Origin of the sequence: Oculatella sp. FACHB-28, from assembly GCF_014696015.1 — a bacterium.
Taxonomy (GTDB): Bacteria; Cyanobacteriota; Cyanobacteriia; order Elainellales; family Elainellaceae; genus JAAUTN01.
Genome location: NZ_JACJPJ010000088.1, coordinates 119270 through 133142, shown reverse-complemented (window position 1 = coordinate 133142; position 13873 = coordinate 119270). Strand labels below are relative to the sequence as shown.

Genomic DNA, 13873 nt, shown 5'->3' with positions numbered 1-13873 from the left:
CGCTAAACGTTTCACGGTTGACCCCACACAAGCGCTTAAAGTGGCGCTTCGATAGATGCTCCAACTCGTTATATCGCATATCTGCTTCTGACATTAGCTTCTATTCAGAAGCTATCTTGCTTCGCTGCGATCCTCAACTGTCACACTCACTTTATATTCGTGCAGGAAGTCTAGTGTGTAGAAAAACAACCTCCCACGCAATATCTTGATCCTTCCTATAGCTCAGGTCATGTAGCTCTGAGTACTGCCCAACTTAACTTTTCAAACCTTTTTAGGTTGTTCTGGTTGCGCCAAGTCCCAAGCCGCAAACCCTACTCCTCGCAGGGCAAATAGAAGGGCACCCCGATGTTTGGCTTGTCTGATCTTGCGAAAATGGTTCTCTACTGGAACTCACCGTCTTAATTCCAAACAAGTCGCACTAAATGACCGAACTACTTCTGCAAACTGCTGATTGCGCTCCATTAGACCCATGTGCCCACCAGGAGACAAGACAGCGAGTTTGGCTTGCGGCACATCCTGGCTGATGCGCTGGTTGGCAAAGGGTCGGGTAGCAATGTCAGATTCGCCCACCACTACCAGGGTTGGAGCAGAGATTTGAGGTAATGTTTCCGCCTCATGAAATCTCAGCATTGCCAGCGTTCCTCGTGCCAATATGCCAGGAGCTGCTTTCAGTCCGATTAGGGTGGAGAAGTTAAGTTGCCCTCGCGTTTCTCTGCCTGTAAATCCAGAAATCTCAGTAGTCAATAATGTAAATCCATTCAAATAACTTAGCCAACTGGTGACCCAGAGTAAGGGGGAAAGGGCGATCGCCAGATACAACAACGGTTCTAGCAAAGGCTTCTGCAAGGCTAACAACAGTTTGCTGAGGATGGTTGTTCTCAGGGGATTGGTATAGGTGGCATCTACAACAATTAAGCCAGCCACTCGTCGTCTCAAATGCTGTGGAAACAAGCGGCAGAACGTCAGCAGGATCATACCTCCCATGCTGTGCCCCAACAAGACGACTGGTTGATCTCCTGCCAAGTTGAGAACAGCTTCCAGGTCGCGGGCATATTTTTCCAGGGAATAGTCGCGGTTTTTGGGCTTTTTGGATTTGCCCAGACCTGGCAGATCCCACACGATGACACGAAACTGGTCGGTCAGTTGCTTCTTGGCGTAATACCAAACCAGACTGTCGGGTCCCCAACCATGCGTCAAAATCAGGGTGGGAGCCTGGTCAGGACCGTAAAACTCAACGTGAATTTCGCTGCCATCGGGACGGGCAAGCTGCTGCGTTCGATTGCTACGAATGGGTTTGGGTTCATCTCGACCGGCGCGGCGCAGCAGCAGAATGGGTAAGAACCCCAGAAATGACCAGAGCAACATGACCACGCCCAGGATGAGCCAGCGATCGCTCACCAGTTCTCCCTCGTACCACTGATACAGAATATATCCTGCACTACCCAGAAACGCGATCGTCAGTAAACTGGACAACCAGCGCAAGAGAAAATCGAGGGGCATGAGCATGGCGTAATCACTCTTCTAGGGCGATGATACAAGCCGAGATTATGTGGAAAGGCAACGCTTATGTAACCGTCTGAAGTTAGAACCTGCGATCGCTCCAAGGTTGTTTATGTCCACCAGCAGTTTTGACAGCAATCCAACCGTATTTGAGCGTAACTTCCGCACTCAACTTACTTTTTGATGCAGCAGGCTGAGGGCGACAGCTTCGGCGACCTTGATGCCGTCAATCCCAGCTGAAAGAATGCCTCCGGCATATCCGGCTCCTTCTCCAGCCGGATATAATCCCACTGTGTTAAGGCTCTGATAATCATCTTTGCGTTTGATCCGAATGGGCGAAGAGGTGCGGGTTTCAACCCCGGTTAAAACAGCATCGTGCATAGCGAATCCCTTGATTTGCTTGTCAAACGCAGGGATGGCTTCGCGGATGGCGGCGATCGCATAATCTGGCAAGCTAGGGCTAAGGTCGCACAGATGCACGCCTGGTCGATAGGAAGGCTTTACGCTGCCGAGAGTGGTAGAAGGCTGCTGAGCCAAAAAGTCACCTATTAGTTGTCCCGGAGCCTCATAGGTGCAGCCGCCCAGTTCAAATGCCCGCTCTTCCAGGCGACGCTGAAACTCCATTCCGGCTAAGGGGCTGCCTGGATAATCATCTGGGGTAATGCCGACCACAATGCCGCTGTTTGCGTTTTTGCCGCTGCGCTCGTACTGGCTCATGCCGTTTGTGACGACTCGCCCCACTTCTGAGGTTGCCGCTACGACTTGCCCCCCCGGACACATACAGAAGCTATAGACCGATCGCCCATTTGAACAGTGATGCACTAACTGATAGTCGGCTGCTCCTAACATCGGATGACCTGCCTGCGATCCCAGTCGGCACTGGTCGATGATGGACTGAGGATGCTCAACCCGAAACCCAACTGAGAAAGGCTTGGGTTCAATATAAACGCCCTGCTGATGCAACATCTCAAAGGTGTCACGGGCGCTGTGCCCCACTGCCAAGACGACGTGTTCGGTGCGGATGTACTCCCCATTTGCCAGGACTACGCCGCGTACCTGCCTCTCACCTTTTTGCTCAATGTCAATCTTTTCTACTCGGTTTTGAAAGCGAATTTCACCACCGAGGGATTCGATTGTGCGGCGCATGTTCTCGACAATTTTGACGAGTCGGTAGGTGCCAATGTGGGGCTTGTTGACGTAGAGAATTTCGGGTGCGGCCCCGGCATTCACCAGTTCTTCAAGCACTTTTCGCCCGTGATGATTGGCATCTTTGACACGGCTGTAGAGTTTGCCGTCAGAAAAGGTGCCTGCTCCACCTTCCCCAAATTGTGCGTTAGATTCTGGGTTAAACTTTCGCTTGCTCCAAAAGCCAAAGGTATCCACAGAGCGATCGTGAACAGGCTTGCCTCGTTCTAAAATCAGCGGTCGCAGCCCCATTTGCGCCAGCAGCAGCCCCGCAAAGATACCACAGGGTCCTGCCCCGATTACGATGGGACGATAGGTAGATGCGATCGCCCCCTCATCCGCCTTTGCCACATAGCGATAGCGCGTATCGGGCGTGGGCATGACGTGCGGGTCTTTTTTGAACCGCTGAAGTAGCCGCTTTTCTTGAGTGGTTTCTACGTCCAAAATGTAAACAAAAACAACATTCCCTTTTTTACGAGCGTCATAGCTGCGCTTGAAGATGGAATAGCGGATTAGCTCGGCGGGCGTGATTTGTAGTTTTTTCAGAATCGCAGTCTGAATTGCCTCTTCGGGGTGGTCGAGCGGCAGTTTTACTTCGGTGAGTCGGAGCATGAATGGATGGCGAGGGTTGCTAGGAGTAGCGGTAGCGGTAGGGGCGAAGCATTCGGTCACAATCTCTGTCACTGAAGCACAATTTTTTTGCCGAATGCTTCGCCCGTACACCAAATAGTGCTTCTTTCCGAAACGGAGTCCGTATAATGTCTAGTCTAGATCTTTAGTAAAGCTCATATTTCATCAACTGGCAGGGCAACGTTCCATTGTACACAGGGATTCGCTGACTTGACTTTAGCCCGATCGCCTGAGCAAGTTCTTTGTTGCCACTCAAGATAAAAGCAGTCCAGCCTTTGAAGCGCTGTTTCAAAACGTCGCCTAGCTGTTTGTAGAAGGCTCCCAGGTCGCTGTCGCGTCCCAGCCTTTCTCCATAGGGCGGATTGCAGAACACCACGCCGCTATCGGTCGGAGCGACTACATCAATAAGCTCCATTTCAGAAAACCAAATTTGGTCAGATACGCCGCAGTTTTGGGCATTGGCGATCGCCTGCTCAATCACCTGTGGATCGCGATCGCTGCCCCAAATTGGTGCGGGAAGTGCCTCTTTTTGGCTAGATTTTGCCTCTTGAATTAGGTGGTCTAACAGGTCGCGGTCACAGTCAAGCCAGGTTTCAAACCCAAACCGCTCTCGAAACAGCCCTGGCGCAATGTTTAATGACTTGAGACAGGCTTCCAGAGGTAAGGTTCCAGAGCCACAGAGCGGGTCATAAAACATTTGCTCCGATTGCCAGCCCGAAAGCTGAATTAACGCTGCTGCTAATGATTCCTTTAAGGGGGCAGCTCCAACCGCAGGACGATAGCCCCGACGATGCAGGCTGTTTCCCGAACTGTCTAGACTGACTGTGCAGCCATCGCGATCCAGATGCACATTGATTCGCACATCGGGTTCTTGCAGTTCGACATCGGAGCGATCGCCAAACACTTCTTGCTGCTGGTTAACGATCGCATTCTTAACTTGAAGTGCCGTAAAGTGAGTGTGGTTAAGCTGCTCCGTTTTACCCGTTGCGTCTACGGCCAGTGTTAAATCAGGCGTGAGATAGGCTGACCAATCAATGCTTTGGATGCCTCGATACAGGTCGTCTGCACTCTGGCAAGGAAACTGGTGTAGCTTCATCAGAATGCGGAATGGCAGTCTCGCCCACAGGTTGACGCGGTAGAGGAGGGTGCGATCGCCCTCAAAAGCAGCTCCACGAAATCCTGGTTTAACGGAATGTGCCCCTAACTGCTCTAATTCTTTAACAACGAGCGGCTCTAGACCGTTTGCCACTGTTGCAAAATACTGATTCATCCTGACTCACCGCTGAACTGTGTGGCACATGACAAACATTGCCCCAGTTGTTGAGCCAGGGTTTGCACATGGGGCTGTTTCAGCAATGATAAATGATTGCCTGGTACCTGGTGCAGTTGAATGTCGCTCGTCAATGCATTCCAACCCAAAGATGGCTCATCCCTAATGGCATCCGGTTGTTCAACCGCTCTAAACAGCGTAATCCGATTAGGGTAAGGTTTTGGCACATATCGATAGGCTGCCTGACTGTTGGCATAAACGATCGGCAGCAGCGATTGAATTGCAGACTCATTCAATAGCTGCAAACGGGACTCTTCTGGCAGGAGACGAGCGATCGCCCGAAACGCAGTGCTAGAGGCATCAGTCCCCTGCCAGCGAGCAAACCAGGGATGCCACGATTGCAACCGATTTGCTGCAAGAGAACCATAGTCCAGCAAAAAGGGCAGTGTAGACCAGAGGGCAGTTCCTAATAGGAACTTGAGACTTTGGCCCAGAGAAAGCTGATTAGAAGGGGCAGGAGTATCTAGAATTGCCAGAAGTCCAACCTCTTGACCTGCCTGAGTTAATTGTTGTGCCATCTCAAAGGCAACCAATCCCCCAAATGACCAGCCACCCAAGAAGTAAGGGCCCTGCGGTTGCAACGCCTGAATTGCCTGAATGTAGGAAGTAGCGATCGCTTCAATCCGGTTTAGCGGAGCAGATTTGCCATCCAGCCCCAACGGTTGAAGACCATAAAAACTGCGATCGCCCCATTCAGGAAACTGCTCCGCAATACTCTCTAACTGATGCGCCAATTCCAGATAGGGAAACACCACTCCAAACATCGGATGCACACAGAAGAAAGGTTGCTTATTTCCCCCTAGGGTTAAGGGAACCAGAGGCGATCGGGATGGTGGAACAGGATTAGCAACTGCAACCGGACTGCTGTCAGGAGGAGCGCTTTTAGGCAAGTCTTGAGAAGGTTGAGAAATGCCGTTGAGTGATGGCGATCGCTTGCGGCGATAAGCAGACCGATCCAGCCTCACTAAGGGAGGAGCATGGGGAGTGGAGGGAGTGTTGCGTGTTTCAAGGACAGAAGCTAATTGGGCGATCGTAGGAGCTTCAAACACGTGTTTCAAAGGTAGTTCCAGTCCAAAAGCATCTCGGACACGGGAAGTCATTTGCGTGGCTAAGAGGGAATGTCCGCCCAACTCAAAGAAGTTATCATGAGTACCCACCTGCTTGAGCTGCAACAGTTCCTTCCAAATCTCAATCAGAGTTATTTCCGTAGGTGTGGATGGTGAATTTGCTGGGCTTGCTGAGTGAGTGAAATCTTCATTCAAAACTGGAAGGGCACGTCGGTCAACTTTGCCACTAGCCGTCAAAGGCAGTGTTTCTAACGGCACAAAGACCGAGGGCACCATGTAATCTGGCAGAGTTTGTCTCAAAAATTGACGCAGTTCTGGAATGAGTTGGCGGGCAAAAGACGACTGAAGCGGATCGTTGGTGTAGTTATTCCAGGATTGGTTGAATGGTTGACAATTAGAATCAACCGTTGCATCAACGCCATGCCGAACCAACAGCACATCATAATCTCCGCTGTGGGTTTGCTTTGACCAGGTAATCTCTACGGTGTAGGGCAAAACAGTTTCTAGATTCCACCAGTCTTGAGGAGCGATCGCCAGTTCCGTAGAATCTTGCAATATCTCCCGCATTCGTCCCACTGTTTTTGGAGAGGTTTGATCGCAGAGCCAGTCCACCGTTTTGACCGCTGCATTCACCCGACTATTAGTCACGTTGGTGATTAGAAGTATCTCTGGTTCACTCTCGGTCAGACGCTTTTGAACTGCTTCAACCGTGATTGGGTTAAGCTTCCAATCGTGTAGGTGTTCAGTGCGACTTCTTTGAGAAGCCGCAGAGCTTGGCAATTGGCGATCGCCCTGAGACTGCTCTACATACAGCAAAACGTTATAGCGAAACTGCGTCATCTCATTCTGGCTATAACCTCGTGAGAGCCGAATCTGCACCTGCTGTACTTGAGGAAATTTATCCTGTAAAGCGTAAAAGAGGGCTGGATCAATTGCTAGTTCAGGTTCCTCAAAGTGCGATCGCTCCACCTGTTGTTGAAGTCGCGATCGCTCCACTCCCTCATCTGACTGACTAAACTTCACCCAAGTATGAAATGCCCTCAATAACGGCAAACTTCGCACATCGCCGACAAACAAAACACCTCCGATTGCGACCCTCTGAAGTGCTCCCTCCAACACTTGCATCAGATAGTTCACACTGGGAAAATACTGCACAATCGAATTCAAAATCACTACATCAAAGGATGCTATATCAATCTCCTCAAAGTCAGTTGCCGTGCGGTGCAGCAGCTCAACTTGAGGCAAATCAAGAGTTTCTAGCTGATGCTGAATTGATTCCAGGGAAACAGTTGAGAAATCTGTTCCCACATACTGCTGACAATGAGGCGCAATTTGAAAAAGCAATAACCCAGTGCCGCAGCCGATTTCTAGTACTCGCTTTGGTTTCAAGGCGAGAATTTGCTGGACGCGATCGCCCACCCACTCTTGCATTTGCTCTGGAGGAATAGGTTCTCCGGTGTAGCTGCTGTTCCAACCAGTAATGTTGAATTGGGGATTGGGGATTAGAGGTTGGGAATTAGAGGTTGGGGGTTGGTAGGTTTGGTTGTAGAGGGTTTGCCAGTGTTGGAGGTGTTGAGTTTGGAGGGATTGTTGGAGGGACTTTTGAAGGTGGTGGCGATCGAGGCTGAAGTAGGTAACTAGGCGCTGATTGGATGAATTACTAGAGGCAGACACCACCGCATCTTGAATTGCTGGATGGCGTTGTAAGGTTGCTTCGATTTCACCCAACTCTACCCGAAATCCTCGAATTTTGATTTGGTTATCGATTCGACCCAGGAATTCAATGGTTCCATCAGGACGATAGAGGGTGCGATCGCCTGTCCTGTAGAGTTGGGAATTAGGGATTAGGGATTGGGGGTTAGAAGTTTTTTCCCAACACTTCAAGAAGGGATTAGCAACAAACCTCTCAGCAGTCAATTCTGGACGATTCAGATAACCTCGTGCCAACCCCATTCCACCAATGTATAACTCACCCGGAATACCTACAGGAACAGGATTTAAGTCCGCATCTAGAATATATACTTGGGTATTGGAAATGGGACGACCAATCGTGAGTGGATAATCGCCAGGATAAAGTTGAGCAACGGTTGCCCAGATGGTAGTTTCAGTCGGTCCATAGGCGTTGAAGAAGCGATGATTTGCTGCCCAGCGATCGACTACTTGACTGGAGCAGGCTTCCCCACCCGTAATAAGTACCTGAAGGTCAGGAAGTTCTGCAAAGGGGAAAACTGCCAACACTGCCGGAGTGAGGAGAGCATGGGTGATTGCATTGTCTTGGAGAAACTGCACCAGCGCTGTTCCTGGCAGTTGAGCAGACTTAGGGGGAATATATAACGTGCCACCTGAGGCGATCGCCAAAGCAATTTCAAAAACTGAAGCGTCGAAACTTAGAGAGCTAAATTGCAGGACACGACTATTGTGAAAGGGCTGAAACAGTTGCCGCTGTGCCTCAACAACGTTACACAAACCGCGATGGGAAAGCAAAACTCCTTTTGGTTTACCTGTGGAGCCAGAAGTGTAGATCACATAGGCAAGATGATCGGGAGTGACAGGGTTAAGAAAACTATCACAAGTGGAAACATCAAGCTGATCCAGGTAAAGTATCTGCACCTGCGATGCGGGTAGCTTTTCCACTAACCAGGATTGCGTCAACACAATTGAAACTTGTGTGTCGGTCAACATGAAGTGGAGGCGATCGCTTGGATAATTCGGGTCAAGCGGCACATAAGCTCCCCCCGCCTTGAGAATCCCTAGAATCCCAATCACCATATCGGCAGAGCGATCGACACACAGCCCAACTAAAGAGTCAGGTTTAACTCCCAAATTCTTCAAAGTTTGCGCCAGTTGGTCGGCTTTCTGGTTAAGTTCTGCATAAGTGAGTGATTCTTGTTCTGAGATGAGGGCGATCGATTCTGGAGTAGATTGAACCTGAGCTTCAAAGAGATGATGGAAGCAGGATTCCTGTATTGATCCCCCTAAACTCCCCTTAGAAAGGAGGACTTCCGAGCCTCCGATTTCCTTGAGAAGGGAGGATTCTCTGCTTCCGGTTTCCCCCCTCTCAAGGGGGACTAGAGGGGATCGATTCCATTCAACTACAATCTGTTGACGTTCTGTGGGTGTAAGCAAAGGCAGATCTGACAGCCGAGCATCAGGATTAGCAACAATGCCTTCCAGTAAGGTTTGAAAATGCCCGACCAAGCGCTCGATTCTGTCACGTTCAAACAAGTCGGTACTGTAAACAATAAAGCCGCTCAAGCCCTCCTGAGATTTCCAGACGCTCCGCAATCCGTGGGCAGGTTCCCATAAATGAACCTCCAGATCAAATCGGGTGCTGCTTGACTCTAAAGGGGCAGGTTCTAACTTCAATTCCGGCAATTCTAACGGCTGCATCGGGGCATTTTGCAGCGCAAAGGCAATTTGAAACAAAGGATTGCGGCTGAGATCGCGATCGGGATCTAACTCTTCTACTAACTTCTCAAACGGTAAGTCCTGATGCTCGTAGGCTTCCAGGGCAACGGTTCGCACCCGCTCCAGCAATTCACGAAAAGTAGGACGATCTGACAGATCCGATCGCAACACCAGGCTATTTACAAAGAAGCCAATCAACCCCTCTAACTCACTACGGTGACGGTTAGCAATGGGAGAACCAACCGCAATATCTTCTTGCCCTGTATAGCGATAGAGCAACGTTTGAAACGCCGCTAGCAGAGTCATAAACAAAGAAACGCCGGATTGCTGACTCAAAGCTTCTAGTGCTTGAGTGAGAGCCGGAGAAATGTGTAGTGGATAGGTTGCGCCCTGGTAGGTCTGAACGGCAGGACGGGGACGATCTTGAGGTAATTCTAATGCTGGCAAATCGTGTAATTGCTTGCGCCAATAGGTGAGTTGTTTTTCTAACACTTCTCCCTGTAACCATTGACGCTGCCAGTCAGCAAAATCAGGGTATTGAATCGGTAAGGGAGGTAAAAGGGGCGATCGCCCCTCTACAAATGCAGTGTAGAAATAGCCTAATTCTCGAATCAAAACTCCCAGCGACCAGCCATCAGCAACAATGTGATGCATCGTCAGCAACAAAACTGCCTCAGTGGGGTCAAATTTCAACAGCGTGATTCGCAGTAGCGGATCGGTCGCCAGGTTAAATGGACGTTGGGCTTCAGTTGTAGCCAACTGCTGGCTGATGCGTTCTCGCTCACTACTAGCGACCGTGTGCAAATTCACGACCGATAACTCAACTTTGACATCTGGTTCAACCACTTGAGCGGGTTGTCCGTTCACTGTTGTAAAAGTGGTGCGAAGGGCTGCATGGCGACGCACAATTTCGTGAAACGATCGCTCCAACGCCGTCTGATCCAGTTTCCCAATTAAACGAATGGCAGCAGGCACATTGTAAAAGGGGCTATTGGGAGTGAGTTGATACAAAAACCATAGACGTTGTTGGGCAAAGGATAAGAGGGTGGGGTGTAGGGGTGTAGGGGTGTAGGGTGTAGGAGTAATAGAGGGAAATGAGTTTTTTTTAGCTTGTGCCTTCTCTTTATCCTCTGCCTTTTCTTGTAGATAGGAAACCAGTTCGGCTTTGCGATTAGCTAATTCTTGGCGCAATTCAGGGGTTAGGGTTCCGGCTGGGGCATTGCAACGCAAACGAGTTTCATCTAAGGAAGTGTTTTGTTTGCCCTCAATCAATAGCTGTATATCCAGGCTCTTGAGATGAGAAACAAACTCAGCAATTGTACTCCGGGTCATAACTCTACTTCCTCACGTCGTTGCGAATCTGATGGTTGACCGTAATGCAAATTAGGTAGTGTTGCTTCCTGGCTCAGTGACTCAATCTGTTGTGCTAATTCGGCGATTGTGGGTGTTTCAAAGATGTTGCGGAGCGGCAATTCTACTTGAAAGCGATCGCGAATTCGGGAAACAAGCTGAGTCGCTAACAGGGAGTGTCCCCCCAGTTCAAAGAAATGGTCGTGAATGCCGACTTTCCGCCCTAGAAGCTGAGTCCAGAGTTCTACTAGAGCTGCTTCTAGGGAAGTAGTAGGGGAAACGGGAGGTTCCCTGGTCACGGTCAGTTCTGGTGAAGGCAATGCTTTCTGATCAACTTTGCCATTGGCAGTGAGTGGAAGCGTATCCATCACCACAAATGCAGCAGGGATCATATAGCTCGGTAACTTTTGCTTGAGAAACGAGCGCAACTCTCGTTCAGTTAGTATTGTTGCTTTAGGTACCACATAGGCAATCAACTGACGGTTTTGTGGATCCCCGTTTCGCTCACGCACGATTACCACTGCCGTTTGCACGGTTAGATGGCGAGCGATCGCCATTTCAATTTCCCCCAACTCCACCCGGAACCCACGAATCTTGATCTGATGGTCGGTTCTTCCTAAAAACTCAAGATTGCCATCAGAACGATAAAGGGCGCGATCGCCAGTTTTGTAGAGTCGAGGATTAGGGGCGGGGGGTTGGGAGTTAGGAGTTTCTTCTCCACGTCTGCCAAATGGACTAGCAACAAACCGCTCTGCTGTCAGCTCTGGACGATTCAAATATCCCTTTGCCAATCCATCTCCACCTAGATAAATCTCGCCAGAAACCCCTGCGGGAACGGGCTTCAAGTAAGCATCCAATAAATATACCTGAGTATTAGCGATCGCCTGACCAATAGGAATCGTGGTGGCATTTTCTGGAATATCCTGCACCTCATACCCGGTAGAAAAGGTTGTGTTTTCGGTGGGGCCATAGACATGAATCAAATGCTGAGGTTTGCCGTGTTCCAGTAGCGATCGCACCCGATCAACATTCGCCATTTCACCGCCAAACAGCAGGTATTTGAGTGATTGAAAGGCAGTCGGAATTTGACTCACCGTTTGATTTAGCAGTGCGGTGGTGAGAAACAAAGTACTCACGTTTTGCTGCTGTAGCTCACTCACAAAATCAACGGGTGAAAGCGTGATTTCTCGCTCTATTCCAATGATTTGAGCCCCATTCAGAAGTGCGCCCCAGACTTCAAAAGTGGCTGCATCAAAGGCAAGGTTTGCGACCTGGGCAATGCGATCGCTCGGTTCAATTTGTACGTAGTTTGTCTCACACACCAACCGATTTACGGCTTGGTGTGGCACCATAACTCCTTTAGGGGTTCCAGTTGAACCAGAGGTGTAGATCACGTAGGCAAGCTGGTCAGAGGTGCAAGGAGTAGACAAGTTTTCATCAGACTCTTGGGCGATCGCATTCCATTCCTGCTCCAAACAAACAACCGTTACGTTATCTGCTTGCAATGAATCTGCCCAATCTGCTTGCGTCAGAATCACGGTAATTCCAGCATCCTCCAGCATGAAGTGCAGACGTTCCACTGGGTAACTAGGGTCAAAGGGAACATAGGCTCCCCCCACTTTTAATATGGCTAACATGGAGGCGATCGCTTCCACACTGCTTTCCAGGCAAATTCCGACACATGTTCCGGCACTCACCCCTAGCCGCTGCAAATATCGCGCCAGTTGATTACTGCCCTGGTTTAATGCCTGGTAGGTGAACTGTTGTTTGCCGAATTGGAGAGCGATCGCAGTCGGTCTTTGTCTCACCTGCGCTTCAAATAATTCATGAATACAAATATTGGCTGGATAACTAGACTGATTGCTATGCCAGCGTTGCAGCAACTCCTGCTGTTCTGTGTTTGTTAATAAGGGTAGTGCAGAGAGAGGAGTTTCTGGATTTGCAACAATTCCTTCTAATAAAGTTTGGAAGTGATGACGTAGAGATGCGATCGTAGCTGAATCAAATAAATCAGTGTTGTAAACGATTACCCCACGCAACCCGTCCGACTGCTGCCAACCCTTGCCCCAAAGGCTTCTGAAGTTATCTCCGCACTTCCAGACATATAGCTCCAGGTCAAAACGTGCGGTCTTGGTTTCTAACTCCACTGGACTAAGGACTAATCCGGGTAACGCCAGTTGCTCCATCGGTGTGTTTTGCAGCGCAAAGACTACTTGAAACAGCGGATTTTGACCCAGACTGCGGATGGGCTGTAGCTCCTCAACTAACTTTTCAAACGGTAAATCCTGATGAGCATACGCGGCTAAAGTAACATCTCGCACTCGCTCCAACATTTCGTGAAAGGTCGGATTGCCTGCTAAATCGGTTCGCAACACTAAACTGTTGACTAGAAACCCAATCAAGCCTTCTAGTTCACTCCGATGCCGATTAGCAATAGGAGATCCAACCGCAATGTCAGTTTGCCCGCTGTAACGATGCAGCAAGGTCTGAAATGCTGCTAACAGGGTCATGAATAGGGTTACACCAAACTGCTGGCTTAATTCCTCCAGGGCATCCAACAACCACTGTGGCAATTCCATCAATTGACTGGCACCTTGATGTCTTTGCCCTAGAGACTGCACTGCTGAACGAGACACTGCACCCGGCAAGCTGAGAATTGGAACATCCTTCAATTGCTGCTTCCAGTAATGCAACTGAGCGTTGATCACATCTCCCTGCAACCACTGCCGCTGCCAGTGAGAAAAGTCTGCATATTGAATGGTTAGTTCGGGCAGCACAGGCGGTTTGTCTTCTACAAAAGCCGTGTACAGTTCGCCCAATTCTCGAATCAAAACGCCACTTGACCACTCATCAAAAACAATGTGATGTAATGCCAACAGCAACAGATGCTCAGTTTCCTGCAATTGCCACAGATGAGCCCGAAACAGTGGACCCCGATGTAAGTGAAACGGCTGTTGAATTTCCTCCCAAATCTGAGCCATTGCCGCATCTTCACGGCTATTTGCGGGTAATGTTCGCAGATCAGTTAACCGAAGGGGCATCTGTAGTTCAGATGCGAGCGCCCCTTCAGAGCCCTGCGAAACAACGACTTGAACCAGTTGCCCTTCGACAACCTCAAATGTAGTTCTGAGGCTTTCATGGCGTTGAATGATGGCTTGAATGCTGCGCTGGAGGAGCGATCGCTGCAACACACCTGTGAGCCGCAGAACGATTGGAATAACATATAGAGAGTCGCCAGGAAGCAGTTGTTCAATAAACCACAAGCGTTGCTGAGCAAAGGACGCTGGAAAGACAAAGATATCTTCCTCAACCTGCTGCTGATTGGTTTGGTCTAAGATCATTCACACCTGCATCTGTTTGGCCTCATTATTCCGTTTTAGGGAAAAAGGCGACTCAAAAATTA

The 13873-nt window shown here is 49.6% G+C and carries 5 protein-coding genes; all 5 read right to left on the bottom strand.

Features of this window, described 5'->3' with window-relative positions; genetic code table 11:
* Window positions 1-390 precede the first annotated feature (390 nt).
* The gene (locus tag H6F88_RS22470; RefSeq protein ID WP_190644968.1) at window positions 391-1500 is read right to left on the bottom strand and encodes an alpha/beta hydrolase; all 1110 of its coding nucleotides are present in this window, start codon (window positions 1498-1500) and stop codon (window positions 391-393) included.
* A 168-nt stretch (window positions 1501-1668) separates the two neighbouring features.
* On the bottom strand, window positions 1669-3297 hold the full coding sequence (locus H6F88_RS22465; protein ID WP_190644967.1) for an NAD(P)/FAD-dependent oxidoreductase: 1629 nt from the start codon (window positions 3295-3297) through the stop codon (window positions 1669-1671).
* A gap of 163 nt (window positions 3298-3460) precedes the next feature.
* Window positions 3461-4585, bottom strand: coding sequence for a THUMP domain-containing protein (locus tag H6F88_RS22460; RefSeq protein WP_190644951.1), 1125 nt, complete (start codon window positions 4583-4585; stop codon window positions 3461-3463).
* The gene (locus H6F88_RS22455) at window positions 4582-10452 is read right to left on the bottom strand and encodes a non-ribosomal peptide synthetase (RefSeq protein WP_190644950.1); all 5871 of its coding nucleotides are present in this window, start codon (window positions 10450-10452) and stop codon (window positions 4582-4584) included. The genes H6F88_RS22460 and H6F88_RS22455 overlap by 4 nt, the downstream gene beginning before the upstream one ends.
* Complete coding sequence (locus H6F88_RS22450) at window positions 10449-13811, bottom strand: non-ribosomal peptide synthetase (protein ID WP_190644949.1); 3363 nt, start codon at window positions 13809-13811, stop codon at window positions 10449-10451. Before H6F88_RS22450 ends, H6F88_RS22455 begins: the two co-directional genes overlap by 4 nt.
* Between the last annotated feature and the right edge of the window lie 62 nt (window positions 13812-13873).

Coding starts and splice junctions, on each gene's coding strand:
- H6F88_RS22460 (WP_190644951.1), bottom strand. CDS start 4,585: ATGAATCAGTATTTTGCAACAGTGGCAAACGGTCTAGAGCCGCTCGTT.
- H6F88_RS22470 (WP_190644968.1), bottom strand. CDS start 1,500: ATGCCCCTCGATTTTCTCTTGCGCTGGTTGTCCAGTTTACTGACGATC.
- H6F88_RS22465 (WP_190644967.1), bottom strand. CDS start 3,297: ATGCTCCGACTCACCGAAGTAAAACTGCCGCTCGACCACCCCGAAGAG.
- H6F88_RS22450 (WP_190644949.1), bottom strand. CDS start 13,811: ATGATCTTAGACCAAACCAATCAGCAGCAGGTTGAGGAAGATATCTTT.
- H6F88_RS22455 (WP_190644950.1), bottom strand. CDS start 10,452: ATGACCCGGAGTACAATTGCTGAGTTTGTTTCTCATCTCAAGAGCCTG.